Source organism: Kitasatospora sp. NPDC088783, from assembly GCF_044750705.1.
Lineage (GTDB): Bacteria > Actinomycetota > Actinomycetes > Streptomycetales > Streptomycetaceae > Kitasatospora > Kitasatospora fiedleri.
This window is the reverse complement of sequence record NZ_JBIVKJ010000013.1, coordinates 165,601-190,527: the sequence shown is the minus strand read 5'-3', so window position 1 is coordinate 190,527 and position 24,927 is coordinate 165,601. Positions and strand designations below refer to the sequence as shown.

The window sequence follows — 24,927 nt, the reverse complement described above, 5'->3', positions numbered from 1 at the left end:
CCGGTCGCGCCGTCCGGAAAGCTGCCACCCCTGCGGGTGGCGGCGGCCCGGAGCCGCCGGGCGGGCGGTTCAGCCCATCGCGTTGGCCACCGTCGCCACGATCGCGATCACCACCACGATGCCGGCGATCAGGCCGAGCATCTGCAACAGCTTCTTCTGCCCGCCCTGCGGGTTCGGGTCGAGTACCGGCATGGCGCCGAGCCTAGCCGACGGCCTCGTCCTCGATGTGCCGGGCCCGGGCCGCGCGCAGCCCGACCAGCATCTGCGGCACCAGCAGCAGGGCGAGCAGGCCCAGCGGCAGGTACCACCGGCCGGTGCCCTGGTAGAGCGCGCCCATCAGGATCGGGCCCGGGATGGAGATCAGGTAGCCCAGGCTCTGCGCGAACGCCGACAGCTGGGTCACCCCGCCCGGGGTGCGGGCGCGCAGGCCGAGCATGGTCAGCGCCAGCGGGAACGCGCACATCGACAGGCCGACCAGGACCGCCCACAGCCACGGCACCGTGCCGGCCGCGAGCATCAGCCCGAGGAAGCCGGCGATCCCGCACAGCCCGAGCACCACCACGTACAGCCGCTGGTCGCCGCGCCGGGCGGCCAGGTTCGGCAGCAGGAAGGAGACCGGCACGCTGACCGCCATCACCAGGGCCAGCAGCACGCCGGACGCCGACTCCGACACCCCGGCGTCGTGGTAGATCTTCGGCAGCCAGCCCATCGCGCTGTACGCGCTGGTCGACTGCAGGCCGAAGAACGCGGCCAGCGCCCACGCGGTGCGGCTGCGCAGGATCGGCAGCTTGACGTGCGCGGCCGCCGGGGCCGCCGACGCCGTGCCGGCCTTCTCCCGGCGCAGGAACAGCACCACCAGCCAGACCGCCAGCGCGGCCACCGCGAGCAGGCCCCACACGCCCAGGCCGAGCCGCCAGCTGCCGCCCATCGCGTCGGTCAGCGGGACGGTGGTGGCCGCGGCGAGCGAGGTGCCCACCGACAGCGCCATCGAGTACAGGCCGATCATCGGCGCCACCCGGTCCGGGAAGTGGCGCTTGATCACCACCGGGATCAGCACGTTGGCCAGCGCCACCCCGGCCAGCGCCAGCGCGGTCAGCAGCAGGAAGACCACGGCGGAGCCGGTGAACGAGCGGGCCAGCACGCCCGCCGCGATCGCGGCCATGGCGGCCGTCACCACCGCGACCGGCCCCATCCGGCGGGCCAGGCCGGGCGCGCAGACGCCCAGCACCGCGAAGCACAGCGGCGGCACGGCGGCCAGCAGCCCGGCCGTCGTGGCGCTCATCCCCAGGCCGTCGCGGACCGGGTCGAGCAGCGCGCCGAGGCTGGTCACCACGGGGCGCAGGTTCACCGCGGCGGCGGCCACCGCGACGGCGAGCAGGACGGCGGCGGCGTCGCGCGCGGCCGTCCGGGCGGGCGGACCGGCGGGTGTGCCGACAGGCGGAGCGGCGGGCGGACGGCTCCCGGTCTCGGTGGTGGAGGGGTCTGCTGCGGTAGACATGGCGCAATCATAGAATCATGGGATGACTTACCGCACCCCGGTATCCTGATGACCTGGCCCGCCGGATGACCTGGCCCACAGAAGGAGCACGACCTTGGCGCTGTCGACCACCCGTCGCACCCCGCTCTCCGACCAGGTGATCGCCCAGCTCCGGGCCCAGATCACCTCCGGCGAGTGGCCGGTCGGCTCCCGCATCCCCACCGAGGCGGAGCTCGTCGACCAGCTCGGCGTCGCCCGCAACACCGTCCGCGAGGCCGTCCGGGCCCTGGCCCACAACGGGCTGCTCGACATCCGCCAGGGCTCCGGCACCTACGTCCTGGCCACCAGCGAGCTCGCGGGCGTGCTGCACCGCCGCTTCGCCGACGCCGACCAGGACCAGGTCGCCGAGCTGCGCGCCACCCTGGAGACCTCCGCCGCCGGCTTCGCGGCCCTCCGCCGCACCCCGCGCGACCTCGAACTCCTCGACGCCGCGCTGGCCCGCCGCGACGCCGCCTGGAACTCCGGCGTCCCCGAGGACTTCATCCAGACCGACGCCGCCTTCCACCAGGCCGTGGTCGCCGCCGCCCACAACGACGTGCTGGCCGCCGTCTACGCCGACCTCGGCGAGGTCCTGCGCGCCCACCTCCGCCACGACGTCGGCCCCGACCTGCTCCCGCACCGCTGGGTCCCGCACACCGCGATCCTCGACGCCATCCGGGCCGGCGACCCCGAGCGGGCCGCCGACGAGGCGGGCCGCGCCATCGGCTTCTGCAAGGAGAACCCCTAGCCCGGGGGCCCTCGGGAGCGCGAACGGGCGCGGCCGCGTCCCCGGGGGGAACGGCCGCGCCCGCGCGTGGAGCAGCTCGGAACGGGGTGCTCAGGCGCCGATCGCGTGCAGCCCGCCGTCGACGTGGATGATCTCGCCGGTGGTCTTCGGGAACCAGTCGCTGAGCAGGGCGACGACGCCGCGGCCGGCCGGCTCCGGGTCGGAGAGGTCCCACTTGAGCGGGGAGCGGGTGTCCCAGGTCGCGGCGAGGTCCGGGAAGCCGGGGATCGACTTCGCGGCCATCGACCCGATCGGGCCGGCCGAGATCAGGTTGCAGCGGATGTCGCGCGAGCCCAGGTAGCGGGCGAGGTACCGGTTGGTGGACTCCAGGGCGGCCTTCGCCGGGCCCATCCAGTCGTACTGCGGCCAGGCGAACTGCGCGTCGAAGGTCAGGCCGACCACCGAGCCGCCGTCCTGCATGAGCGGGAGCAGCGCCGTCGTGAGCGACTTGAGCGAGTACGCGGAGACCTGCATCGCGGTGGCGACCGACTCCCACGGGGTGTCGAGGAAGTTGCCGCCGAGGGCGTCCTGCGGCGCGAAGCCGATCGAGTGGACGATGCCGTCGAGGGTGGGCAGGTGCTCGCGGACCTGGTCGGCGATGCCGGCCAGCTGCTCCGCGCTGGAGACGTCGAGCTCCAGGACCTTGACCGGCGCGGGCAGCTTCTTGGCGATGCGCTCGGTGAGGCTGGGCCGGGGGAAGGCGGTGAGGATGATCTCGGCGCCCTGCTCCTGGGCGAGCCGCGCGGTGTGGAAGGCGATGGAGGACTCCATCAGCACGCCGGTGATCAGGATGCGCTTGCCTTCGAGAATTCCAGTCATGGTCAGTGGCCCATGCCCAATCCGCCGTCGACGGGAACGACGGCTCCGGTGATGTACGCGGCCTCGTCGGAGGCCAGGAACCGCACGGCCGAGGCGATCTCGGCGGGGGCGGCGTAGCGGCCCAGGGGGACGTCGGAGACGATCTCCTTGCGGCGCTCCTCGCTGAGCACGGCGGTCATGTCGGTGTCGACGAAGCCGGGCGCCACCACGTTGACGGTGATGCTGCGGGAGCCGAGCTCGCGGGCGAGGGAGCGGGCGAAGCCGACCAGGCCGGCCTTGGAGGCGGCGTAGTTGACCTGCCCGGCGGAGCCGCTGAGGCCGACCACCGAGGAGATCAGCACGACCCGGCCCTTGCGGGCGCGCAGCATCTTGGCGGCGGCGCGCTTGACCACCCGGAAGGTGCCGGTGAGGTTGGTGTCCAGGACGGAGGTGAAGTCCTCCTCGGACATGCGCAGCAGCAGGGTGTCCTTGGTGATGCCGGCGTTGGCGACCAGGACCTCGACCGGGCCGTGCGCGGCCTCGATCTCGGTGAAGGCGGCGTCGACCTGCTCGGCGTCGGTGATGTCGGCGCGGACGGCGAGGACGTCGTACTTGGCGAGCTCCGCCGGGACCTCGCCGTTGCGGCTGGTGATGGCGACCTTGTCGCCCGCCTCGGCGAAGCTCTGGGCGATCGCCAGACCGATGCCCCGGTTGCCTCCGGTGACCAGTACCGAGCGGCTCAAGGGTCCACCTCTCTCTCGATGTGCGTCGGCAGTGCACGCGCGACCGCGCGCAGTTCACCAGCGACGCTATCGGTAGGGTGCGATCCCGGGCGAAGCCGCCTCCGACAGGGGCGTCCGGCGAGAACTGTCGTATCCCCACAACGGGGCGGCGGGGGTCGCCGGGAACGCCGCACGGGCGGCGGGCGTTGCCCCGAAGGTGTTCCGGAGAGTCCGGGGCGCCGATTCCGGGCGAGCCGAACGGAGCGGACGCGAGATGAGTGGTGCACACCCTGGCCGGACGGGCCGCCGCAGGCTGGCGGCGCTGGCGGCGCTGGCCCTGGCGGGTGCGGCGGCGTGGGCGTTGCGCGAGGTCCCGGCCCAGTTCGGGCGCCGGCCGAGCACGGCGGACCCGCGGCTGCGGGCCTCCCCGCAGTACCGCGACGGGGTGTTCCACAACGCGCCCTCCCAGGTGTCGGCCGGGGCACCGGGCCGGCCGGACGCGGCGACGCTGCGCCGGATGCTGTTCGAGAAGGAGGGCCGGGTGCCGGCCGCGCCGGTGCCGCTGGCGGTGCCGGAGGTCTCCGGCGGGTCGGCCGGGGGCGTCGCGGTGACGTGGTTCGGGCACGCCTCGGCGCTGCTGGAGCTGGACGGCTGCCGGGTGCTGGTGGACCCGGTCTGGTCGGACCGGTGCTCGCCCTCGCAGCTGACCGGCCCGAAGCGGCTGCACCCGGTGCCGGTGGAGCTGGCCGAGCTGCCGCAGGTGGACGCGGTGCTGATCTCGCACGACCACTACGACCACCTGGACATGGCGACGGTGCGCCGCCTGGTGGAGCTGCAGTCGGCGCCGTTCGCGGTGCCGCTGGGCATCGGCGGCCACCTGCGCCGCTGGGGCGTGCCGGAGCACCGGATCATCGAGCTGGACTGGGACGAGACCTGCACGCTCGGCGAGTTGACGCTGACGCTGACGGCCGCGCACCACTTCTCCGGCCGCAGCCTGGCCCGGAACACCACGCTGTGGGGCTCCTGGGTGGCGGCCGGCCCGCGGCACAAGGTGTTCTTCACCGGGGACTCCGGCTACTTCGAGGGCTTCGCCCGGATCGGCGAGCAGCACGGCCCGTTCGACGCGGCGCTGATGGCGGTCGGCGCCTACGACCCGGCCTGGGCGGACATCCACCTGAACCCGGAGGAGGCGGTGCGGGCGCACCTGGAGCTGCGCGGCGGGCTGCTGCTGCCGATCCACTGGTGCACCTTCAACCTGGCGCCGCACCCCTGGGCGGAGCCGGTGGAGCGGCTGCTGGCGGAGGCCAAGGCGCAGGGCGTCCCGCTGGCGGTGCCGCGCCCGGGGCAGCGGGTGGAGGTGGCCAACCCGCCGGAGCTGGACGGCTGGTGGGAGGCGCTGGCGTAGCCCGGACCTGACGGGGCATCAGGGTGGCGCGGCGGATATTTGCTGGCCGTACGCCCTGCGGCCGGGGATGATGCGAGCGGGTGCGCCCTCGGCCGGGGGCGGCCCGCCGCGCCCGACCCTCGACCCAGGGAGCCCGATGCCGCCCTCCGCGCTCGATCCTCAGTTCCTCTCCTACCCGTTGCGCCCGCTGGCCGACGCTGCCCTGTCCCGGGCCCGGCGGCTGGGGGTGACGCACGCCGACTTCCGCCTGGAGCGGGTGCGTTCGGCGTCCTGGCGGCTGCGGGACGCCCGCCCGGCCGGTTCGTCGGACACGGTGCAGCTGGGCTTCGCCGTCCGCGTCCTGCTGGACGGCGCCTGGGGCTTCGCGGCGGGCGTCGACCTGACGCCGGAGGCGGCCGCGGCGGTGGCCGAGCAGGCGGTGGCGGTGGCCCGGCTGTCGGGCGGGATCAGCCGCGCGGCGGGCTCCGGCGAGCGGGTGGAGCTGGCCCCGGAGCCGGTGTACCCGGACGTCGAGTGGGTCTCCGCGTACGAGGTGAACCCGTTCGAGGTGCCGGACGCGGAGAAGACCGCCCTGCTGGCCGAGTGGTCGTCCCGGCTGCTGGCCGCCGGCGGCGTGTCGCACGTGTCGGCCGCGGTGCTGACGGTGCAGGAGAACAAGTTCTACGCGGACACCGCGGGCACCGTGACGACCCAGCAGCGGGTGCGCCTGCACCCCTGGCTGGAGGCCACCAGCGTGGACGAGCGGACCGGCGCGTTCGACTCGATGCGCACCGTCGCCCCGCCGGCCGGGCGCGGCTGGGAGTACCTGCGCGGCACCGGCTGGGACTGGGACGCCGAACTGGCCGAGCTGCCCGAGCTGCTGGCCGAGAAGATGCGCGCGCCGAGCGTCGCCGCCGGCCGCTACGACCTGGTGATCGACCCGTCCAACCTGTGGCTGACCATCCACGAGTCGATCGGCCACGCCACCGAGCTGGACCGCGCGCTGGGCTACGAGGCCGCCTACGCGGGCACCTCCTTCGCCACCTTCGACCAGCTCGGCAGCCTGAAGTACGGCTCCGAGCTGATGCACGTCACGGGCGACCGGACGGCCGAGCACGGCCTGGCCACCGTCGGCTACGACGACGAGGGCGTCGCCACCCAGTCCTGGGACCTGATCCGCGACGGCGTCCTGGTCGGCTACCAGCTCGACCGCCCGATGGCGGGGCTCAAGGGCTTCGCGCGCTCCAACGGCTGCGCCTACGCCGACTCCCCGGCGCACGTGCCGGTGCAGCGGATGGCCAACGTCTCGCTCCAGCCGGCCGCCGGCGGGCCGGACACCGCGGGCCTGGTCTCCCAGGTGGAGAACGGGCTGTACATCGTCGGGGACCGCTCGTGGTCGATCGACATGCAGCGGTACAACTTCCAGTTCACCGGCCAGCGCGCCTACGCCATCCGCGACGGCGAACTCGCGGGCCAGGTCAAGGACTTCGCCTACCAGGCCACCACCACCGACTTCTGGGGCTCGATGAGCGCCGTCGGCGGCCCGCAGACGTACGTGCTCGGCGGGGCCTTCAACTGCGGCAAGGCCCAGCCGGGCCAGGTCGCCGCGGTCAGCCACGGCTGCCCGTCCGCGCTGTTCCGCCAGGTCAACGTGCTCAACACCCAGCAGGAGGCGGGTCACTGATGTCCCTCACGCACCCCCACGAGCTGGTGGAACGCGCCCTCGAACTCTCCCGCGCGGACGGCTGCGTGGTGATCGCCGACGAGGAGTCCACCGCCAACCTGCGCTGGGCCGGCAACGGCCTGACCACCAACGGCGTCACCCGCGGCCGCCGCCTCACCGTGGTCTCCACCGTGGCCGGCGCCACCGGCACCGCCTCCGGCGTGGTCGCCCAGGAGGCCGTCACGCTCGACGAGGTCGAGCGGCTGGTGCGCGCCGCCGAGGCCGCCGCCCAGGCCGCCGGGCCCGCCGAGGACGCCCAGCCGCTGATCGAGGGCCGCGCGGCCGACCCGCGCTTCACCGAGGCCCCGGAGACCACCGACATCGGCGTGTTCGCCGCCTTCGCCCCGGCCCTCGGCGAGGCGTTCGCCCGGGCCCGCGCGGGCGGCGAGCTGCTGTACGGCTTCGCCCGGCACGAGCGCACCACCTCCTACCTGGGCAGCTCCACCGGCCTGCGGCTGCGCCACGACCAGCCCACCGGCACCGTCGAGCTGAACGCCAAGACCGCCGACCTGTCCGGCTCCGCCTGGGCCGGCGCCGCGACGCGGGACTTCACCGACGTCGACGTCACCGCCCTGCACACCGACCTGACCCGCCGCCTCGGCTGGGGCCGCAAGCGGATCGACCTGCCCGCCGGCCGGTACGAGACGCTGCTGCCGCCCTCGGCCGTCGCCGACCTGATGGTCTACCTCTCCTGGTCCTCCGGCGCGCGGGACGCGGCCGAGGGCCGCTCGGTCTTCTCCCGGGCCGGCGGGGGCACCAGGATCGGCGAGCGGCTCAGCCCGCTGCCGCTCACGCTGCGCTCCGACCCGGCGGAGCCCGGCCTGCAGGCCGCGCCGTTCGTGCTCGCGCACTCCTCGGGCGAGAACGACTCGGTCTTCGACAACGGCTTCCCGCTGGCCGCCACCGACTGGCTGCGCGAGGGCCGCCTCGCCAACCTGCTGTCCACCCGGCACTCCGCCGCCCTGGCCGGACTGCCGCTCACCCCGCCGGTCGACAACCTGGTCCTGGAGACCGCCGCCCCCGGCGCGCCGACCCTGGACGAGATGGTCGCCCGCACCGAGCGCGGCCTGCTGCTCACCTGCCTCTGGTACATCCGCGAGGTCGACCCGGCCACCCTGCTGCTCACCGGCCTCACCCGGGACGGCGTCTACCTGGTCGAGAACGGCGAGGTGGTCGGCGCCGTGAACAACTTCCGCTTCAACGAGTCCCCGGTCGACCTGCTCGGCCGGATCACCGAAGTGGGCCGCACCGAACGCTGCCTGCCCCGCGAGTGGGGCGACTGGTTCACCCGGGCCGCGATGCCGCCGGTCCGGGTGCGCGACTTCAACATGAGCTCGGTCAGCCAGGCGTCCTGAGCCTGCCGACCCGCACCCCAGGGGGGGACCCCGATGGACGAGAAACGCACCGTGAAGGCGTCGAGGACGCTCTCCCGCATCCTGCGCCACGACCCGGGCGCCGTCGGGGTCGCCCTGGACGCGGCGGGCTGGGTCGAGGTCGACACCCTGCTCGCCGCGCTCGGCCGGCACGGCCGCCCGCTGAGCCGCGCCGAGCTGGACCACGTCGTCACCACCAACGACAAGCGCCGCTTCGCCTACTCCGCGGACGGCCGCTCGATCCGGGCCAGCCAGGGCCACACCGTCGAGGTCGACCTCGGCCTGCCCGCCGCCGTCCCGCCGGACGTGCTGTTCCACGGCACCGCCGAGCGCACCCTGCGGTCGATCCTGGCCGAGGGCCTGCGCCCGATGTCCCGGCGGGACGTCCACCTCTCCGCCGACGCCGGGACGGCCGTCAAGGTCGGCTCCCGGCACGGCCGCCCCGTCGTCCTGGAGGTCGACGCGGCGGCGATGGCCCGGGACGGCCACGGGTTCCGGGTGTCCGCGAACGGCGTCTGGCTCACCGACGCGGTCCCCGTCGCGTACCTGCGCCGCACGCCCTGAGCCCACGCCGCCCGCCGCGCCGGACCCGGGTGGGTCCGGTCGGCGTCAGCGGGGTTACCGTGGAGGACCGTAGGGGTGGCCGAACCGACCCGAGAATGGATGGGACCATGCCCAAGAGCGCGGACGACGGCCAGGTCTTCCGGATCACCGGGGCCCGCAGCAGCCTGACCGAGGACGTCCGGGGGCGCCAGCGCCGCTACGTCATCTCGATGCTGATCCGCACCGCGTGCGTCCTGCTCGCGGTCATCCTCTGGGACGTCCAGCGCTGGCTCGCCTTCGGCGCGCTGGCCGGCGGCATCCTGCTGCCCTACTTCGCCGTCCTGATCGCCAACGCGGGCCGCGAGCGCGCCCCCGGCCTGCCCTCGACCTTCGCCTTCTCCCCCGACACCCCGCTGATGCTCGGCCCCGGCGGGACGGGCGGCGGCGGTGCGAGCGCCGAGAATCGGCCACAGGACTGAGAATCCCTCAATCCCACTGTCCGATATGGTCGTTCATATGCCGCTATGACCGTCGGAAAGCTCAGACGATCCTCAAATTAATCAGCGGACAGGGACACCTACGCCCCTCCCGCCGTGCCATACTTCCTTAGCGCTCCGCATCCCCCGTCGGAGCGACAGACCGACGCCGGGCAGCTCCCCCCGTGGCTGCCCGGCGTCGTCATGCCCGGACATAGGATCGACCCCATGGACACCCCCGCGCACCCCCTCTTCGGCACTCCCCCCGGCGGCCCCGGGACCCCGGCGGGCCCCCCGAAGTGCTCCGCCAAGGGCTGCCGCGACCTCGCCACCTGGTCCCTCCGGTGGAACAACCCCAAGCTCCACACCCCCGACCGCCGCAAGACCTGGCTCGCCTGCGACACCCACCGCGACTCGCTCAGCCAGTTCCTGGCCGTCCGCGGCTTCCTCAAGGACACCGAGCCCTTCTCCGGCTGAGCGGCCGGGAACCCGCTCAGCCGCCGATCGCCGACATCGGCCGCTCCGGCTGGTGGAACTCCGGCTGGTCGATGCCCGCGCCGGCCTTCTTGCCCCACATCGCCGCCCGCCACAGCTCCGCCAGCTCCGCGTCGTCCGCGCCGTCGCGCATCGCGCCGCGCAGGTCGGTCTCCCCGGTCGCGAAGAGGCAGTTGCGGACCTGGCCGTCGGCGGTGAGCCGGGTGCGGTCGCAGGCCCGGCAGAACGGCCGGGTCACGGAGGCGATGACGCCGACCGTCGCGGGGCCGCCGTCCACCAGCCAGCGCTCGGCGGGGGCCGCGCCGCGGGCGGCGGCGGGCTCGGGGGTGAGCGCGAAGCGGGCCCGGAGCAGGTCGAGGATCTCCTCGGCGGTGACCATCCGGGTCCGGTCCCAGCCGTGCTGGGCGTCCAGCGGCATCTGTTCGATGAAGCGCAGCTGGTAGCCGTGCTCGACCGCCCAGGCGAGCAGGTCGGCGGCCTCGTGGTCGTTGACGCCGCGCATCAGGACGGTGTTGAGCTTGACCGGCCGCAGCCCGGCGGCCTCCGCGGCGGCGAGGCCGTCCAGGACGTCCTGGTGGCGCTTGCGGCGGGTGAGCCGGGCGAAGGTCCCGGGGTCGAGGGTGTCGAGCGAGACGTTGACCCGGTCGATCCCGGCGTCCCGCAGCGCGCCGGCCACCCGGGCCAGGCCGATGCCGTTGGTGGTGAGCGAGAGGTCCGGCCGGGGTTCGAGCGCGGCGCAGGCCGCGACGATCGGCACCAGCCCGGGCCGCAGCAGCGGCTCCCCGCCGGTGAAGCGGACCTCCCGGACGCCCAGCGAGCCGACCGCGAGGGCGACCAGCCGGACGATCTCCCCGTCCGTCAGCAGGTCGGGCTTGCCGAGCCAGCTGAGCCCCTCCTCGGGCATGCAGTAGGTGCAGCGCAGGTTGCACCGGTCGGTGAGCGAGACCCGCAGGTCGACGGCCCGCCGGCCGTAGGTGTCGAGGAGCATCCCGGCCCGCCTCTCTGCGAAGAGCCCACTGGCCCGACCGCCGTTCGGCGGCCGGGCCAGCTTAGCCGGGCTCCCGGGCGCCGCCCGGAAGGAGTCGGCTCAGTGCGCGCCGAGGCCGGTGAGCGAACGGACCTCCAGTTCAGCGTACTTCGCCGGGTCGGCCTTCTCCCGGGAGAGGTAGGTGCCGATCACGCCGGCCAGGAAGCCGACCGGGATGGAGACCAGGCCGGGGTTCTCCAGCGGGAACCAGGAGAAGTCGCTGTGCGGGAAGAGCGAGGTCTTGGGGTTGCCGGAGACCACCGGGGAGAAGACCACCAGGGCGACCGAGGTGATCAGGCCCGCGTAGGTGGAGGCGACCGCGCCGGTGGTGTTGAACCGCTTCCAGAACAGCGAGTACAGCAGGGTGGGCAGGTTGGCGGAGGCGGCGACCGCGAAGGCCAGCGCGACCAGCGCGGCGGCGTTCAGCTTGTCGGCGAAGATCGACAGCAGGATGGCGACCGCGCCGATCGCCACCGCGGCGAACTTGGCGCTGGCCACCTCCTCCTTCTCGGTGGCCTTGCCGCGCCGGATCACGTTGGCGTAGAGGTCGTGGGCGAAGGAGGACGAGGAGGCCAGGGTGAGTCCGGCGACCACGGCCAGGATGGTGGCGAAGGCGACCGCGGAGATCACCGCGAGCAGCACCGCGCCGCCGGTGGTGCCGGCGCCGCCGCCGAGGTGCTCGGCGAGCAGCGGGGCGGCGGTGTTGCCGGACTTGTCGGCGGCCAGCGCCGTGCGGCCGACCAGCGCGGCGGCGCCGAAGCCGAGGGCGAGCGTCATCAGGTAGAAGACGCCGATGATGCCGATCGACCAGAGCACCGACTTCCGGGCGGTGCGCGCGGTCGGGACGGTGTAGAAGCGGACCAGGATGTGCGGCAGCGCGGCGGTGCCGAGCACCAGGGCGATGCCGAGGCTGAGGAAGTTGAGCTTGGTGGTGCCGTTGGCGCCGTAGCGCAGGCCGGGTTGCAGGAACTTGTCGCCACTGCCGCTGGCTTTGGCGGCCGAGCCGAGCAGTTCGGACAGGTTGAAGTGGAACTTGGCGAGCACCAGGACGGTCATCAGCCCGGCGCCGAGGATCAGCAGCACGGCCTTGATGATCTGCACCCAGGTGGTGCCCTTCATGCCGCCGATGACGACGTACAGCACCATCAGGGCGCCGACCGCGACGATGGTCCAGCGCTTGGCGGAGTCGCTCTGGGCGCCGAGCAGCAGCGCGACCAGCGAACCGGCGCCGACCATCTGGGCCAGCAGGTAGAAGATCGACACCACGATGGTGGAGATGCCGGCGGCGGTGCGCACCGGCCGCTGGCGCATCCGGAAGGCCAGCACGTCGGCCATGGTGTAGCGGCCGGAGTTGCGCAGCGGTTCGGCGACCAGCAGCAGCGCGACCAGCCAGGCGACCAGGAAGCCGATCGAGTAGAGGAAGCCGTCGTAGCCGGCCAGCGCGATGGAGCCGGTGATGCCGAGGAAGGACGCGGCGGACATGTAGTCGCCGGAGATCGCCAGGCCGTTCTGGAAGCCGGTGAAGCCGCGGCCGCCGGCGTAGAAGTCGGAGGCGTCCCGGGTGCTGCGGCCGGCCCACAGGGTGATGCCGAGGGTGGTGAGGACGAACAGCCCGAACAGGGACATGATCAGGGTGCGGTGGTCGCTCGCGGAGGTGGCCAGCTGCGTCATTCGGCGGCCTCCTCGGCCACGGCGGTGTGGTCGGCGGACTGGGCGGGCAGCGTGGCGTCGGCGCGGCCGCGGATCACCGCGGCCCGCGGGTCCAGTTGCCGGTCGGCGAACCGGGCGTACCAGGCGGCGATGGCGAAGGTGCTGACGAACTGCAGGATGCCGAGCACCAGCGCGAGGTTGATGTTGCCGGCGACCTTGGTGCTCATGAAGCCGGGGGCGTAGCAGCTGAGCAGGACGTACAGCAGGTACCAGAGGACGAATCCGGCCGTGACCGGGAATGCGAAGTTCCGGAAGGAGCTCCGCAGTTGCCGGAACTCCGGTGACTCCTCGATACGTTGGAACGACTCGGGGAGGGAATCGGGCGGGGGTGCCACGCGGGGTCTCCTGACGTCTTCGGTGCGACGGACGATCAGATGGACGTGAGTGACGTCACATTGAGTGCGCTGCATGCTAGATCCAGGAGCGGGTGTCGAGAAGCTTCCCCACGCGATGTGGCCGAAAACTGACCGGAACACGCCACCGGGGCGGCCGTTTTGCGGCCACCCCGGTGTGATGATCGTTCAATTACCCCTGCTCGGGGGCGCGTTCAGAACGCGATCCGGACCTTCAGCGCCGTCCGCTCGTCCATCGCCCGGTACCCCTCGGGCACCCCGTCCAGGCCCACCGTGCGGTCGAACACCGCGCCCGGGTCGATCGCGCCGGAGAGCACGTCGGGCAGCAGCTCGGGGATGTACGCCCGGGCCGGGGCCACCCCGCCGACCAGCCGCACGTTCCGGTTGAACATCTGGCCGATGTCCACGCCCGCGCTGCCGCCGTGCGGCACGCCCACGTAGCCGACCGCGCCGCCGTCCCGGGCGATCGAGAGCGCAGTGCGCATCGACTCCTCGGTGCCCACCGCCTCCAGCACCGCGTGCGCGCCCTGCCCGCCGGTCAGCTCGCGCACCGCCTCCACCGCCGCCTCGCCGCGCTCGGCCACCACGTCGGTGGCGCCGAACGAGCGGGCTATCGCGGTGCGGCCCTCGTGCCGGCCGAGCGCGATGATCCGGCCCGCGCCGAGCCGGTGCGCGGCCAGCACGCCGCACAGCCCGACCGCGCCGTCGCCGACCACCGCGACCGTCGCCCCGGGCCGCACGCCGGCCGAGACCGCCGCGTGGTGCCCGGTGGACATCACGTCCGACAGCGCCAGCAGCCCGGGCAGCAGCTTCTCGTCCCCGGCCGCCTCCTTGGGCAGCTTCACCAGCGTGCCGTCCGCGAACGGCACCCGGACGGCCTCGCCCTGCCCGCCGTCCGACCCCGGGGTGCCCCAGAACCCGCCGTGCGGGCAGGAGGTCTGCAGGCCCTCGCGGCAGTACTCGCACACGCCGTCCGACCAGACGAACGGGGCCACCACCAGGTCGCCGACCGCGAAGCCGCGCACCTCGGCGCCGACCTCCTCGACGAAGCCCAGGAACTCGTGCCCGATCCGCTGCCCGGGCTGCCGCTTGGCCACGCCCCGGTAGGCCCACAGGTCGCTGCCGCAGATGCAGGCGTTCAGCACCCGCACCACGGCGTCCCCCGGCCGCTCGATCCGGGGGTCGGGCACCTCCTCGATCCGGATGTCCTGGGGGCCGTGGATCACGGTGGCGCGCATGGGGGAAGTCCTTCGGTGTACGGGTGCCGCGGGTGTCTGCACCCGCGTTTCCACTGTAAGCCGGGGCCGTCCCGGGCTATTCCGTCCGGGGCCGCCCGCCGTTCCCCGTAAAGTGGTGCCCCATGTACGCGCCATTCCCCACCTCGCCGTTCCCGGCACCGCGCACCGGCCCCGGCGGGGGCGCCGGGCGCGGTTTCGCGGTGGTCGACGTGGAGACCACCGGCCTCGGCCGCTCCGACCGGGTCATCTCGGCGGGCGTCTACCAGCTCGACCCGGACGGCGAGATCACCGACCACTGGTACACCCTGGTCAACCCCGAGCGGGACCCGGGACCGGTCTGGATCCACGGCCTGACCAGCGAGACCCTGGCCGGTGCGCCGACCTTCCCGGAGATCGCCGCGGAGTTCGCCGAGCGGCTGCGCGAGCGGGTGCTGGTCGCCCACAACGCGCTGTTCGACTGGAACATGATCTCCCGCGAGTTCTCCCGGGCCGGCCTGCGCGCCCCGGTCGAGCAGCGGCTGTGCACCATGGTGCTGGCCCGCGACCTGCGGCTGCCGCTGCCCAACGGCAAGCTCTCCTCGCTGGCCGCCCACTTCGGGGTGCACCAGCGCCGGGCCCACCACGCGCTGGACGACGCCCGGGTGCTGGCCGAGGTGTTCCGCCCCTCGCTGGAGCTGGCCCGCAGCGGCGGCGTCCCGCTGCCCCTGACCGCCTGCGTCGCGGTCACCGACCTCGGCGAGGACGCGTCGGCGTCCGCGACGGCCGCCGGCCCGGCCCGCGGCTCCTGGGGCTCGTCCTACCGTCCCGGCCGCAAGCGCCCGCCCTGCCCGTACCCGAACCCGGGCCGCTGGGCGGACGGCTCCCCGCTGGTGCAGGGCATGCGGGTGGCGATCACCGGCGACACCGCCACCGACCGCGAGCTGCTGGAGGACCGGGCCACCGAGGCCGGCCTGCACATCGCCTCCTCGGTGAGCCGGCTCACCAGCCTGCTGGTCACCAACGAGCCGACCTCGTGGAGCGGCAAGGCCCGCAAGGCCCGCGAGTACGGCACCCCGGTGGTCGGCGAGGACGCGTTCCTGCAGCTGCTGCGCGAGGTCGCGCCGCACCCCGGTGCCTGACCCGGCGGTAAGGGGGGTTAGCGTGCCGGGTGTGTACCGATTCCTGCTGTCCCTGCGCTGGGCGGTCATCGTCCTGGTGGCCGCGGTGCTGGTCCCGACCATGATCAAGCTGGGCTTCTGGCAGTACCACCGGCACGAGGCCCGGGTGGCCCGCAACGACCTGGTGGCGCGGAACCTGGGCAGCGAGCCGGTCGCCTTCGACTCGCTCTCCACCCCCGGCTGGTCCGTCCCGACCGGCCAGGTGTGGCGCACCGTGACCGCGAGCGGCCACTACGACACCGGGCACGAGGTGGTCATCCGCGGCCGCACCGAGCCCGGCGGCTCCACCATCGGCTACTTCGTGGTCACCCCGCTGGTGCTCGCCGACGGCAAGGGCTCGGTGCTGGTCAACCGCGGCTGGGTGGAGTCCGCCGCGGACGCCGCCAGCCTCCCGGACGTCCCCGCCCCGCCGTCCGGCGAGGTCACCGTCACCGGCCGGCTGCGCGCCGACGAGACGTACGCCTCGCTGGGCGTGAAGAACCGCGGCGGCCTGCCGGAGCGGATGTTCAAGGTGATCAACACCGCCGAGCAGGCCGCGTACGCGGGCACCACCGTGCTCGGCGGCTACCTGGAGCTGTCCTCCTCGCAGCCCGCGGCCGGCCCCTCCCCCGAACCGCTCGCCGAGCCCGGCCACTCCGACATCGGCCCGCACATGGCGTACGCCGTCCAGTGGTGGCTGTTCACCGCGCTGATCCCGGTCGGCCTGGTGGTGATGGCCCGCCGCGAGGCCGGGCAGGGCGCGGCCGGGCGGGCCGCGCCCGCCGACGGGCTGGTCGGCGCCACCGGCTGAACGGCGCCACCGGCCGAACGGCGCTACCGGCCGAACGGCGGCGGGTCGAGCGGCTGCTCGGCCCAGATGGTCTTGCCGTTGCGGGTGTAGCGGCTGCCCCAGCGCTCGGTCAGCTGGGCGACCAGGTACAGGCCGCGGCCGCCCTCGTCGGTCAGCCGGGCCCGGCGCATCCGCGGCTGGGTGGCGCTCGGGTCGGAGACCTCGCAGGTCAGCACCGAGGAGCGGATCAGCCGGACCATCACCGGCCCGCCCGCGTAGCGGATCGCGTTGGTGACCAGTTCGCTCAGCACCAGCTCGGTGGTGAACGCCAGCGCGTCCAGCCCCCACCCCTCCAGCGTCCGGGTGGCGGCCTCGCGCACCCCGGCGACCGCGGACGGGTCGGCCCCGATGGTCCACGCGGCGGTGTCCGAGGGCGGCACCGGGTGCAGCCGGGCCAGCAGCAGCGTGACGTCGTCGCTCAGCCCGGCGGTGGACATCTCCGCGACGATCGCCCGCCCGGCCGCCGCCAGGTCCCCGCCCAGGTCGGCCTCGCCGAGCCGGGCAGCCAACTGGTCCATGCCCTCGTCCAGGTCGCCGCCGGCACCGCCCTCGATCAGCCCGTCGGTGTACAGCGCCAGCACGCTGCCCGCGCGCAGCGCGCACTCGACCGTCTCGAACGGCAGCCCGCCGACGCCGAGCGGCGGCCCGGGGTTGACCGGCAGGTACTCGACCCGCCCGTCGGGGTGCACCAGCGCGGGCGGCGGGTGCCCGGCGCTGGCGGCCTGGCAGATGCCGGAGACCGGGTCGTAGACGGCGTACACGCAGGTCGCCCCGGACGGGTCGGCGACGCCGCGCTCGCGCTCCTCCTCGCTGCCCTCGACGACCAGCTGGGAGACCAGGTCGTCCAGGTGCACCAGCAGCTCGTCGGGCTCCAGGTCGAGGTCGGCCAGGGTGCGCACGGCGGTGCGCAGCCGCCCCATGGTGGCGCTGGCCTGGAGGCCGTGGCCGACCACGTCGCCGGCCACCAGGGCGACCCGGGCGCCGGAGAGCGGGATGACGTCGAACCAGTCGCCGCCGACGCCGGTGGCGGTGTCGGTGGGCCGGTAGACGCTGGCGGTGGTGGCGGCGGGCACCGCGGTCTCGGCGGGCGGCAGCAGCGAGCGCTGGAGGCCGACGGCGGCCCGGTGCTCGCGGGTGTAGCGGCGGGCGTTGTCCAGGGCGAGCGCGGCCCGCGCGGCGATCTCCCGCAGCAGTTCCAGGTCCTCGGCCTCGTACGGCCCCTGGTCGGGGTCGCGGCGGACGGTGACCCGGCCGAGCGGGCCGCCGCGGGCGTGCAGCGGGGCGCTCATCGCGGGCGGTCCGTCGGCCGCGGCGGCGGGGCGGCCGAGTTCCGCGCGGTCGAGCGGGCCGAGCGGGCCGAGCGGGCGGTCGTCCGGCCCGGGCGGCCCGGCGGTGGCGGTGCGGCGGACGGCGAGCAGCCCGTCGGCGCCGGCCACCGGTTCGTCGCCGGTGAAGACGGCCTCGGCGATGTCCACCTCGGCGCGGTCGCCGAGGCCGGGCACCAGGACGCCGGCCAGGTCCTCGGCGGTGCCGGCCACCGAGAGCGAACCGCCGACGGCGGCGGTGGCCCGGTGCAGCACGTCGGCGCGCCGCCGGTAGCGGTGCAGTTCGGTGACGTCGCCGAACAGCGCGGTCACGCCGATCAGCGACCCGTCGGGGGCCTGGAGCCGGAAGGCCTGGATCTCCATCATCACCCCGGGCCCGGGGTCGTCCAGGGTGCGGATCGGCAGCGCGGCCCGGACCAGCGGCTCGCCGGTGGTGATCACGTTCCGCAGGATCGCCTCGGTGGCCTCCGCGTCCTGCGGCTGGAGGAAGTCGCCCAGCCGGTGGCCGGACAGGTCGGTGGGCAGTCCGGTGTAGGGCAGCAGGTGGGTGTTGGTGCGCAGCAGCCGCAGGTCGGTGTCGAAGAAGGCCAGGCCGAGCCGGTCCTGCAGGAACAGCTCCCGGGTGAACGCCTCGTCCTGGCGCCACCGGGTGACGGTGTCGGCGGGGGTGGCCAGCACCAGGGCCCGGACCTCGCCGTGCTCGCCGGCCAGCGGCAGCACCTGGTAGGCGACCTCCAGCGGCACGCCGCCGCCGGTGCGCAGCCGCACCTCGCCGGTCCGCCGGCCGAGCGCGGCGGCATCGGCCGCGCCGTCGGCCAGCAGGTCGGCGGCGGGGCGGCCGGTGACCTGGGCGGCGGGCAGGCCGAGCAGGTGCTCGGCCGCGGCGGTCCAGCCCACGACGCGTCCGTCGCCGTCGACCAGGGCCGCCGCGACGCCGTCGATGTTCGGCAACCGCCGACTGTCCATGCGCTGCACCTCGGGTGGGTGGTCCGGTTCCCCCATCTTCGGACGGTTCCGGGCCGCGCGCCATCGACGCCCGGTGGGCGTCCCCCCATTGACGCCCCGTATTGGTCTAGTCCAAATTGGCCGTGCACACGCCCTGCACGCTCTCTCCCCCACACTGGAGCGACCGCCATGACGTACCGCTCGCACCGCCGCGCCGCCGCGGCCGGCGCCCTCGCCCTGGGCGCCACCGCCCTGGCCCTGCTGCCCGCCCGGGCCGGCGCGGCCACCGAACTCCTCGCCAACGGCGGCTTCGAGTCCGGCACGCTCTCCCCCTGGAGCTGCGCCGGCACCGCCGCCCCCACCACCGCCGCCCCGCACTCCGGCACCACCGCGCTGAGCGCCACCCCCGGCGCGGCCGACCTCGCCCCGTGCACCCAGGGCGTCGACGTCCAGCCGAACACCGGCTACAGCCTGACCGCCTGGGTGAAGGGCTCCTACGTCACCCTCGCCGCCACCGGCACCGGCGTGTCCACCTCCACCTGGGCGAACGCCCCCGGCTGGACCCAGCTCACCCGCACCTTCACCACCGGCCCGGGGACCACCCGGGTGACCGTCACCCTCAGCGGCTGGTACGGCAGCCCCTACCAGGCCGACGACGTCTCCCTGACCACCCTCGGCGCCGTCCCGTCCACCTCGCCCTCCCCGTCCGCCTCGGCCTCCCCTTCCCCCTCCCCCACGCCCTCGCCGTCCGCCTCCACCTCCACCTCCGCCTCCCCCTCGCCGTCCGCCTCCCCCTCCAGCTCCGCCCCGCCCGGCGCGAACACCGTCCGGGTCTCCACCGCCAAGGAGCTCCAGGCCGCGCTGAGCGCCGCCGTCCCCGGCCGCACCATCCAGCTCGCCGACGGCAGCTACCCCGGCAACTTCAAGATCACCACGGCGGGCACCGCCGCCGCCCGGATCACCCTGACCGGCTCGCCGAACGCCGTCCTGAGCACCACCACCGGCGGCGGCTACGGCCTCTCGCTGACCAACGCCCCCTACTGGACCGTCCAGGGCGTCACCGTCACCGGCGCCCAGAAGGGCATCATGGTCGACGCCTCGGACTACGTGGTGCTCGACGGCGTGACGGTCCACCACACCACCATGGAGGGCGTGCACTTCCGCAACTCCTCCAGCCACGGCGTGCTGCGCAACTCCACCGTCCACGACACCGGAACCTCGCACGACGGCAAGGGCGAGGGCGTGTACGTCGGCACCGCCAACACGCTCTCCGACAAGAGCGACTACGTGCAGATCCTCAACAACACCATCGGCCCCGGCATCGGCGGCGAGAACATCGACCTCAAGGAGGGCACCACCGGCGGCCTGGTCTCCGGCAACCGCTTCGACGGCAACGGGCTGACCAACGTCAACTACGACGACTCCTGGGTCGACGTGAAGGGCAACGGCTACGTCATCGAGAACAACACCGGCGTGCGCACCATGAACGACGGCTACCAGACCCACACCCAGCAGCCGGGCTGGGGCTGCGGCACCGTCTTCCGCAACAACAGGTCCGACCTGACCGGCGCGAACGGCTCCAACCCCGCCAAGTACGCGATCGACGTCACCAACTACGACGCCGCCGCCTGCCCGGTCACCGTCACCGCCGACAACACCGTCACCGGAGGCACCGCCCTCGCCAACCCCGGCGTCCCGGTGGGCTGACCCTCCGTCCGGAATCCGTGCCGACCGGTCAGAATGGTCGGCATGGATCTCGGACTCAAGGACAAGGTGTACGTGGTCACCGGCGCGACCCGGGGACTCGGCCACGCCACCGCCCGGCAACTCGTCGCCGAAGGCGCCAAGGTGGTCGTCACCGGCCGCACCGAAGCGGCCGCCACCGCCGCCGCGGGCGCCCTCGGCGAGAACGCCCACGGCGTCGGCGCGGACAACGCCGACCCGGACACCCCGCAGCGCCTGGTCGACGCCGCCCGGGACCGCTTCGGCGGCTTCGACGGCATCCTGATCAGCGTCGGCGGCCCCGCCGCGGGGCCGGTCGCCACCGCCACCGACGACGCCTGGCGCGCCGCGTTCGACTCGGTCTTCCTCGGCGCCCTCCGGCTGGCCCGCACCGCCGCCGAACGCCTGCCCGCCGGGGGCGTGATCGCCTTCGTGCTGTCCACCTCGGTCCGCCAGCCGATCGCCGGCCTCGGCATCTCCAACGGCCTGCGCCCCGGCCTGGCCATGGCCGCCAAGACGCTCGCCGACGAACTCGGCCCGCGCGGCATCCGGGTCCTCGGCCTGCTGCCCGGCCGCATCGACACCGACCGCGTCCGCGAACTCGACGCCCTCGCCCCCGACCCGGCCACCGCCCGCGAGACGGCCGCCGCCGGCATCCCGCTGCGCCGCTACGGCACCCCCGAGGAGTTCGGCCGCACCGCGGCCTTCCTGCTCTCCCCCGCCGCCTCCTACCTCACCGGCCTGATGCTCCCGGTCGACGGCGGCGCCACCCGCGGCCTGTGACCGGGGGCGCGGGGAACTGCGCGGCCGGCCGAGCACGCACCGCCGGATCGCGACGCGGAACGAGAGCCTGCACCGTCCCGCGACCCCGCCGACCTGCGACTCCCGCAGCGCGCAGGTCCCCGCGCCCCTGTCGGTGCACGCCTTGCTAGCGCACCCGCGGGGCCTTCTTCCGGCTCCGCTCCTTGCGCGCCTTCCCCCCGCGCAGCCGCAGCTGGGCGGGCAGCTCCGCCAGGCCCAGCGAGTGCCGGGCGTGCTCGACCGGGCCGGTGCGGTAGGCCGCGACCAGGGCGGCGGTGTCCGCGCCGGGGGCGATCCGCACCGCGGTGTGCACCTGGGGGCGGCGGGCCGCGCCGGTGACCTTGGTGGTGACCCGTTCGACGTCCGGGAGGGCGACCGTCTCGGTCTCGATCGCCTCCTCGACGGCCCGGCTGCGCACCCGCAGGGCGAAGTGCGACCCGCCGGACGCGGTGGGCGAGGGCAGGTCGACCCCGGCCGGGCCGCCGCGGCGCAGCTGGGAGAAGAGCCACCACAGGCAGCCGACGATGACCAGCGCGGGGACGGCGATGGCCACCGGCCACCACCAGTCGCGGTCCGACCAGCGGGTGCGGCTGGCCGTGCTGAGCACGGGTTGGTCGGGCGAGGTGAGCGGCCACCAGCCGGGCGGGGTGATCCCGAGGTGCCGGTAGGCGTCGAGCCCGCCGAGCAGCACCAGCGCCCCGCCGGCCAGCAGGACCAGCCCGACCAGGGCCAGCAGGGTGCGGTTGACGGTGCGTCGGCTCATCGGGGCGGCTCCAGCTCGGCGAGTTCCCGGCGGTGGTGGCGTTCGGGCACCGGCCGGGTGCGGACGTCCAGCCGGTGCGGGGCGGCCAGCGGGATCCGGGCCAGTTCGGCCCGCAGTTCGCGCTCCGCCCCGGCCGGGTCGGTGTCCCCGGTCAGGGTGACCTTGGTGCGCCGGCGTCCGACCTTCACCTGCCAGGAGTGCACGTCGGAACGCTGCCGGGCGCGCCCGGCGATCAGCGCGCCGACCGTGCTGCGGTGGATCGCGGACCCGCGCGGCTCCAGCGCGAGCCAGCCGCGCAGGCCCCGGGCGAACGCCAGCCAGAGCAGCAGCAGTCCGAGCACGACCGCGCCGCCCGCGATGCCCAGCACCCACGGGTCGTCCAGGTGCCGGGTCGCCAACTGCTCGGCCAGCTCCCGCCGCCAGGGCCTGGCCCGCCCGCCGGCCCGCACCGCGATCACGTCGTACAGCAGCGTCCCGGCCGCCACCAGCAGCACCGCCACCACCAGCGCGGTCGGCACGCCGCGCTCGGAGCGCAGCCACCGTCCGGCCCGGCGCCGACGGCGCGGCGGCGCCGTAGCGGACCGCGGTTCCGGCTGCGGTTCGCGGTGGGGCCCGGTCTCCGGTCCGGTCTGCGGATCGGTCATCCGGCCACCGCCGGGTGCAGCCGGTCCACGATCACGTCCGCCCCGGTGACCGGCGTGCCGGTCAGCTCGGCGACGGTGCGGCAGGCCGCGTCCCGCGCCGTCCGGGCCAGCGTGCCGACGTCGGACGGGAACGGCAGCTCCAGGTGGAGCGTCAGCCGGACCCGGCCGTGCGAGAGGAGGGCCGAGACCTTCGGGTGCGGGACCGGACCCGGCCGGTCCCGCCAGGCCGGGGCGAGCGCGTCGGCAACGGCCCGGGCCGCGATCCGCCGGTACACCCGGTCCGCGACCCGCTCTCCGCCGCGCTGCGCGACCACCCCCGGGTGGGCCATCAGCGCCGCCGGTCCCGGCCGCGCAGGAGGTCGCCGAGGTCACCGAGCTCGACGTCCCCCTCGATCAGCCGCCCGACCACGAAGCCCAGGGCTCCGAGGACCGCCACCAGCAGGAACGCGCCGAACCCGCCGAAGTAACCGGCGAAGCCGAGGGCCATGCCTGTGAGCAGGCCCATCAACGCCAGGTTCATCCGCTACTCCTTCGCGATCCTGCTCGGTATTCGGAACGGTCAACACTCACTGCACGCGGGGGCGCTTGCCGGAGGACGACGAGTCGTCGTCGTCCTCCTCGTCGTCGTCGGGGTCGTCGGGCAGGTGGACGTCGTTCACGGCGATGTTCACCTCGACCACCTCCAGGCCGGTCATCCGCTCGACCGCCTCGATGATGTCCCGGCGGACCTCGGAGGCCAGCTTGGGGATCACCACCCCGTACTCGACCACCAGCGCGATGTCGATGGCGGCCTGCTTCTCGCCGACCTCCGCCTTGATCCCGCGGCTCACGCCGGACTTCGAACCGGAACCCGGCACCCGGTCCCGCATCGCGCCGAACGTCCGGGAGAACCCGGTCCCCAGCGCGTGGATGCCGGCGACCTCCCGGGCGGCCATGCCGGCGATCTTCTCCACCACGCCGACGGCGAGGGAGGTACTGCCGCGCTCGCCGCTCGGGCGGTTCTCCGGCGCGTCCTTCTGCAGGTCCGCAGGGCTGGGGGTGTGGGGCTGCGTCATCTCGGGTCTCCTGACGTTTCGACACCAGCTATACCGCACATCACCTCAAGCCTGGCATTTCGCCGCGCGCCACGCACCGCGGATACCTACAGATGGGGGCACGGGGAGCCGCGCCGCCCCGTACCCCCCGTGCCCCCGTTCCGGCCGTCCGCTCCGGGTCAGCGCCCGGCGAGGTCCCGGAGCCGGCGCGCCTGCGCCTCGCGCTCGGCGGCGCGCTGCTGGTCGTAGGTGCGGTCGATGGCGCCGCGCAGCAGCGCCTTGGTCTCGATCACGGCGCTGCGCGGGGCGGCCAGCAGGGCGGCGATCAGGTCGGCGGCGGCGGCCTCGAGGTCGCCGAGGGGGACGGCCAGGTTGGCCAGGCCGACGGCGACCGCCTCGTCCGCGCTGATCCGGCGGCCGGTGGCGCAGATCTCCAACGCGCGGGCGTAGCCGACGAGTTCGGTGAGCGGCTTGGTGCCGGTGAGGTCGGGGACCAGGCCGAGGGAGGTCTCCTTCATGGCGAACTGGACGTCCTCGGCGACCACCCGCAGGTCGCAGGCGAGGGCGAGCTGGAAGCCCGCGCCGATCGCGTGGCCCTGGACGGCGGCGACGGTGACCAGGTCGGCGCGGCGCCACCAGGTGAAGGCTTCCTGGTAGAAGGCGATGGTGGCGTCCAGCTCGGTGTCGGAGGAGGCGGCGAGGCCGAGGAAGGAGGGCTCGCCGGGGATGCCCTCGGGGGTGAACATGGCGCGGTCGAGGCCGGCCGAGAAGGAGCTGCCCTCGCCGCGGAGCAGCACGGCCCGGACGTTCCCGGGCAGGGCGCGGCCGACGCCCGCGAGGGCGCGCCACATCGCGGGGGTCTGGGCGTTGCGGCGGGCGGGGTCACAGAGGGTGACGGTGGCGAGTTCGCCGTCCAGGTCCAGGCGGACGCCCGCCTTCTCCCACGCGGTGCGGTCGGCGTCGGGGATGTCGGTGCTCATGGCGGTTACCTTCCAGCGGCAGGGCAGGGGCGCCCGCCGACCCCGACGGGCTACTGGAGGGTAACAAAGCGGCCGATCCCCGTACAGGAACGGCCGCGAAGGGGTCCGGAAACGGCGGTCGGCGGCTCGGGATGACCCGGCCGCCGATCCGTTGTGGAGCGTCGTGCATGGCGAGCAGCGTGATGGTGAGCCGTGGGCGGCCGGAGCTGCTCGGGTGCCGCCCGCCCGAGGTGACGGACCGTCAGGAACCGGCAGCGGCAGCGGCCTTGCCCTTGCCGCGGGTGGCGCCGCCACGGCCCCGGAGGTTGACCCCGGACTCGCTGAGCATGCGGTGGACGAAGCCGTAGGACCGGCCTGTCTCCTCCGCGAGAGCGCGGATGCTCGCCCCGGAGTCGTACTTCTTCTTGAGATCGGCCGCGAGCTTCTCACGCGCGGCACCTGTTACCCGGCTGCCCTTTTTCAGAGTCTCGGCCACCCGTGCCTCCTCGTAGAGGTGATCGGTCAGATTCCCATGATCACCCATTGCCCGGTTCCTGGCCACCCATTCGACAAGGTCCGTCACGGGAAAGCGGGGTCGAGCGG

At 74.4% G+C, this 24,927-nt stretch carries 27 protein-coding genes and 1 pseudogene; 12 read left to right on the top strand and 16 right to left on the bottom strand.

All coding sequences use genetic code 11. The annotated features are described in order from the left end of the window. Nucleotides 1–69 precede the first annotated feature (69 nt). Both ACIP60_RS30120 and ACIP60_RS30115 read right to left on the bottom strand, forming a co-directional pair. Nucleotides 70–192, bottom strand: coding sequence for an SGM_5486 family transporter-associated protein (locus ACIP60_RS30120; protein WP_255410667.1), 123 nt, complete (start codon nt 190–192; stop codon nt 70–72). A 10-nt stretch (nt 193–202) separates the two neighbouring features. Further along, on the bottom strand, nt 203–1,498 hold the full coding sequence (locus ACIP60_RS30115; protein ID WP_400690200.1) for a CynX/NimT family MFS transporter: 1,296 nt from the start codon (nt 1,496–1,498) through the stop codon (nt 203–205). A 94-nt stretch (nt 1,499–1,592) separates the two neighbouring features. Here ACIP60_RS30115 and ACIP60_RS30110 point away from each other — a divergent pair, with 94 nt between their 5' ends. Continuing rightward, nucleotides 1,593–2,264, top strand: coding sequence for a FadR/GntR family transcriptional regulator (locus ACIP60_RS30110; protein WP_100840133.1), 672 nt, complete (start codon nt 1,593–1,595; stop codon nt 2,262–2,264). 90 nt (nt 2,265–2,354) lie between these two features. Here the strand turns inward: ACIP60_RS30110 and fabI are convergent, their stop codons facing one another. Continuing rightward, nucleotides 2,355–3,122 carry an enoyl-ACP reductase FabI gene (fabI, locus tag ACIP60_RS30105; RefSeq protein WP_400690197.1) on the bottom strand — a complete coding sequence of 256 codons (768 nt, stop codon included), beginning with the start codon at nt 3,120–3,122 and terminating at the stop codon, nt 2,355–2,357. A 2-nt stretch (nt 3,123–3,124) separates the two neighbouring features. Then, nucleotides 3,125–3,844 carry a 3-oxoacyl-[acyl-carrier-protein] reductase gene (fabG, locus tag ACIP60_RS30100; RefSeq protein ID WP_100840135.1) on the bottom strand — a complete coding sequence of 240 codons (720 nt, stop codon included), beginning with the start codon at nt 3,842–3,844 and terminating at the stop codon, nt 3,125–3,127. Between the two features lie 253 nt (nt 3,845–4,097). Between fabG and ACIP60_RS30095 the strand changes: the two genes are divergently transcribed. The 6 genes from ACIP60_RS30095 to ACIP60_RS30070 all read left to right on the top strand — a co-directional run bounded on the left by ACIP60_RS30095 (nt 4,098) and on the right by ACIP60_RS30070 (nt 9,799). Continuing rightward, entirely contained in the window at nt 4,098–5,228 is a 1,131-nt protein-coding gene (locus ACIP60_RS30095) for an MBL fold metallo-hydrolase (protein WP_400690194.1), read from the top strand. Between the two features lie 136 nt (nt 5,229–5,364). Next, entirely contained in the window at nt 5,365–6,891 is a 1,527-nt protein-coding gene (locus tag ACIP60_RS30090; protein WP_400690191.1) for a TldD/PmbA family protein, read from the top strand. After that, a complete protein-coding gene (locus tag ACIP60_RS30085) occupies nt 6,891–8,285 on the top strand; it encodes a metallopeptidase TldD-related protein (RefSeq protein ID WP_400690188.1) in 1,395 nt (464 codons plus the stop codon). The genes ACIP60_RS30090 and ACIP60_RS30085 overlap by 1 nt, the downstream gene beginning before the upstream one ends. A gap of 33 nt (nt 8,286–8,318) precedes the next feature. Then, nucleotides 8,319–8,867: an RNA 2'-phosphotransferase gene (locus tag ACIP60_RS30080; protein WP_400690185.1), complete on the top strand. Its 549-nt coding sequence runs from the start codon at nt 8,319–8,321 to the stop codon at nt 8,865–8,867. A gap of 107 nt (nt 8,868–8,974) precedes the next feature. After that, on the top strand, nt 8,975–9,325 hold the full coding sequence (locus ACIP60_RS30075; protein WP_400690183.1) for a DUF3099 domain-containing protein: 351 nt from the start codon (nt 8,975–8,977) through the stop codon (nt 9,323–9,325). A gap of 225 nt (nt 9,326–9,550) precedes the next feature. Further along, nucleotides 9,551–9,799: a hypothetical protein gene (locus tag ACIP60_RS30070; protein ID WP_400690180.1), complete on the top strand. Its 249-nt coding sequence runs from the start codon at nt 9,551–9,553 to the stop codon at nt 9,797–9,799. A gap of 16 nt (nt 9,800–9,815) precedes the next feature. Here the strand turns inward: ACIP60_RS30070 and moaA are convergent, their stop codons facing one another. The 4 genes from moaA to ACIP60_RS30050 all read right to left on the bottom strand — a co-directional run bounded on the left by moaA (nt 9,816) and on the right by ACIP60_RS30050 (nt 14,145). Continuing rightward, nucleotides 9,816–10,805, bottom strand: a complete 990-nt coding sequence (moaA, locus tag ACIP60_RS30065; protein WP_400690177.1) for a GTP 3',8-cyclase MoaA — start codon at nt 10,803–10,805, stop codon at nt 9,816–9,818. Between the two features lie 99 nt (nt 10,806–10,904). Further along, entirely contained in the window at nt 10,905–12,515 is a 1,611-nt protein-coding gene (locus ACIP60_RS30060; RefSeq protein ID WP_400690174.1) for a cation acetate symporter, read from the bottom strand. Then, nucleotides 12,512–12,889: a DUF485 domain-containing protein gene (locus tag ACIP60_RS30055; RefSeq protein ID WP_400690171.1), complete on the bottom strand. Its 378-nt coding sequence runs from the start codon at nt 12,887–12,889 to the stop codon at nt 12,512–12,514. The genes ACIP60_RS30060 and ACIP60_RS30055 overlap by 4 nt, the downstream gene beginning before the upstream one ends. Nucleotides 12,890–13,101: 212 nt before the next feature. Beyond that, nucleotides 13,102–14,145 carry a zinc-dependent alcohol dehydrogenase family protein gene (locus ACIP60_RS30050; RefSeq protein ID WP_100840145.1) on the bottom strand — a complete coding sequence of 348 codons (1,044 nt, stop codon included), beginning with the start codon at nt 14,143–14,145 and terminating at the stop codon, nt 13,102–13,104. A gap of 122 nt (nt 14,146–14,267) precedes the next feature. Between ACIP60_RS30050 and ACIP60_RS30045 the strand changes: the two genes are divergently transcribed. Beyond that, nucleotides 14,268–15,263: a DEDDh family exonuclease gene (locus ACIP60_RS30045; protein ID WP_400690168.1), complete on the top strand. Its 996-nt coding sequence runs from the start codon at nt 14,268–14,270 to the stop codon at nt 15,261–15,263. Nucleotides 15,264–15,294: 31 nt separating this feature from the next. Next, entirely contained in the window at nt 15,295–16,092 is a 798-nt protein-coding gene (locus tag ACIP60_RS30040) for an SURF1 family protein (protein WP_400690166.1), read from the top strand. Nucleotides 16,093–16,115: 23 nt separating this feature from the next. On the opposite strand, the gene ACIP60_RS30035 is transcribed toward ACIP60_RS30040, so the two are convergent. Then, the gene (locus ACIP60_RS30035) at nt 16,116–18,407 is read right to left on the bottom strand and encodes a SpoIIE family protein phosphatase (protein ID WP_400690164.1); all 2,292 of its coding nucleotides are present in this window, start codon (nt 18,405–18,407) and stop codon (nt 16,116–16,118) included. A 183-nt stretch (nt 18,408–18,590) separates the two neighbouring features. On the opposite strand from ACIP60_RS30035, the pseudogene ACIP60_RS30030 reads away from it, so the two are divergent. The 3 genes and pseudogenes from ACIP60_RS30030 to ACIP60_RS30020 all read left to right on the top strand — a co-directional run. Beyond that, nucleotides 18,591–19,016 (top strand): annotated as a pseudogene (locus tag ACIP60_RS30030) (carbohydrate binding domain-containing protein); the annotation flags it as partial. Nucleotides 19,017–19,064: 48 nt separating this feature from the next. After that, complete coding sequence (locus ACIP60_RS30025; protein ID WP_400690247.1) at nt 19,065–20,108, top strand: right-handed parallel beta-helix repeat-containing protein; 1,044 nt, start codon at nt 19,065–19,067, stop codon at nt 20,106–20,108. Between the two features lie 42 nt (nt 20,109–20,150). After that, a complete protein-coding gene (locus tag ACIP60_RS30020; protein WP_400690162.1) occupies nt 20,151–20,906 on the top strand; it encodes an SDR family oxidoreductase in 756 nt (251 codons plus the stop codon). 145 nt (nt 20,907–21,051) lie between these two features. Here ACIP60_RS30020 and ACIP60_RS30015 read toward each other — a convergent pair whose 3' ends face one another. The 7 genes from ACIP60_RS30015 to ACIP60_RS29985 form a co-directional block, all read right to left on the bottom strand. Next, nucleotides 21,052–21,687: an alkaline shock response membrane anchor protein AmaP gene (locus ACIP60_RS30015; protein ID WP_400690160.1), complete on the bottom strand. Its 636-nt coding sequence runs from the start codon at nt 21,685–21,687 to the stop codon at nt 21,052–21,054. Continuing rightward, the gene (locus tag ACIP60_RS30010; RefSeq protein WP_400690158.1) at nt 21,684–22,331 is read right to left on the bottom strand and encodes a DUF6286 domain-containing protein; all 648 of its coding nucleotides are present in this window, start codon (nt 22,329–22,331) and stop codon (nt 21,684–21,686) included. The genes ACIP60_RS30015 and ACIP60_RS30010 overlap by 4 nt, the downstream gene beginning before the upstream one ends. Then, on the bottom strand, nt 22,328–22,660 hold the full coding sequence (locus ACIP60_RS30005; RefSeq protein WP_400690156.1) for a hypothetical protein: 333 nt from the start codon (nt 22,658–22,660) through the stop codon (nt 22,328–22,330). The genes ACIP60_RS30010 and ACIP60_RS30005 overlap by 4 nt, the downstream gene beginning before the upstream one ends. Beyond that, a complete protein-coding gene (locus ACIP60_RS30000) occupies nt 22,660–22,851 on the bottom strand; it encodes a hypothetical protein (protein WP_199528035.1) in 192 nt (63 codons plus the stop codon). Before ACIP60_RS30000 ends, ACIP60_RS30005 begins: the two co-directional genes overlap by 1 nt. A 46-nt stretch (nt 22,852–22,897) precedes the next feature. Next, the gene (locus ACIP60_RS29995) at nt 22,898–23,386 is read right to left on the bottom strand and encodes an Asp23/Gls24 family envelope stress response protein (RefSeq protein ID WP_400690154.1); all 489 of its coding nucleotides are present in this window, start codon (nt 23,384–23,386) and stop codon (nt 22,898–22,900) included. Nucleotides 23,387–23,544: 158 nt separating this feature from the next. Further along, a complete protein-coding gene (locus ACIP60_RS29990; RefSeq protein WP_400690152.1) occupies nt 23,545–24,345 on the bottom strand; it encodes an enoyl-CoA hydratase/isomerase family protein in 801 nt (266 codons plus the stop codon). Nucleotides 24,346–24,586: 241 nt separating this feature from the next. After that, a complete protein-coding gene (locus ACIP60_RS29985; RefSeq protein ID WP_014138756.1) occupies nt 24,587–24,820 on the bottom strand; it encodes a helix-turn-helix domain-containing protein in 234 nt (77 codons plus the stop codon). Nucleotides 24,821–24,927: the final 107 nt, after the last annotated feature.

Coding starts and splice junctions, on each gene's coding strand:
- ACIP60_RS30120 (WP_255410667.1), bottom strand. CDS start 192: ATGCCGGTACTCGACCCGAACCCGCAGGGCGGGCAGAAGAAGCTGTTG.
- ACIP60_RS30115 (WP_400690200.1), bottom strand. CDS start 1,498: ATGTCTACCGCAGCAGACCCCTCCACCACCGAGACCGGGAGCCGTCCG.
- fabI (WP_400690197.1), bottom strand. CDS start 3,122: ATGACTGGAATTCTCGAAGGCAAGCGCATCCTGATCACCGGCGTGCTG.
- ACIP60_RS30095 (WP_400690194.1), top strand. CDS start 4,098: ATGAGTGGTGCACACCCTGGCCGGACGGGCCGCCGCAGGCTGGCGGCG.
- ACIP60_RS30090 (WP_400690191.1), top strand. CDS start 5,365: ATGCCGCCCTCCGCGCTCGATCCTCAGTTCCTCTCCTACCCGTTGCGC.
- ACIP60_RS30085 (WP_400690188.1), top strand. CDS start 6,891: ATGTCCCTCACGCACCCCCACGAGCTGGTGGAACGCGCCCTCGAACTC.
- ACIP60_RS30080 (WP_400690185.1), top strand. CDS start 8,319: ATGGACGAGAAACGCACCGTGAAGGCGTCGAGGACGCTCTCCCGCATC.
- ACIP60_RS30075 (WP_400690183.1), top strand. CDS start 8,975: ATGCCCAAGAGCGCGGACGACGGCCAGGTCTTCCGGATCACCGGGGCC.
- ACIP60_RS30070 (WP_400690180.1), top strand. CDS start 9,551: ATGGACACCCCCGCGCACCCCCTCTTCGGCACTCCCCCCGGCGGCCCC.
- moaA (WP_400690177.1), bottom strand. CDS start 10,805: ATGCTCCTCGACACCTACGGCCGGCGGGCCGTCGACCTGCGGGTCTCG.
- ACIP60_RS30060 (WP_400690174.1), bottom strand. CDS start 12,515: ATGACGCAGCTGGCCACCTCCGCGAGCGACCACCGCACCCTGATCATG.
- ACIP60_RS30050 (WP_100840145.1), bottom strand. CDS start 14,145: ATGCGCGCCACCGTGATCCACGGCCCCCAGGACATCCGGATCGAGGAG.
- ACIP60_RS30045 (WP_400690168.1), top strand. CDS start 14,268: ATGTACGCGCCATTCCCCACCTCGCCGTTCCCGGCACCGCGCACCGGC.
- ACIP60_RS30020 (WP_400690162.1), top strand. CDS start 20,151: ATGGATCTCGGACTCAAGGACAAGGTGTACGTGGTCACCGGCGCGACC.
- ACIP60_RS30015 (WP_400690160.1), bottom strand. CDS start 21,687: ATGAGCCGACGCACCGTCAACCGCACCCTGCTGGCCCTGGTCGGGCTG.
- ACIP60_RS30010 (WP_400690158.1), bottom strand. CDS start 22,331: ATGACCGATCCGCAGACCGGACCGGAGACCGGGCCCCACCGCGAACCG.
- ACIP60_RS30005 (WP_400690156.1), bottom strand. CDS start 22,660: ATGGCCCACCCGGGGGTGGTCGCGCAGCGCGGCGGAGAGCGGGTCGCG.
- ACIP60_RS30000 (WP_199528035.1), bottom strand. CDS start 22,851: ATGAACCTGGCGTTGATGGGCCTGCTCACAGGCATGGCCCTCGGCTTC.
- ACIP60_RS29995 (WP_400690154.1), bottom strand. CDS start 23,386: ATGACGCAGCCCCACACCCCCAGCCCTGCGGACCTGCAGAAGGACGCG.
- ACIP60_RS29990 (WP_400690152.1), bottom strand. CDS start 24,345: ATGAGCACCGACATCCCCGACGCCGACCGCACCGCGTGGGAGAAGGCG.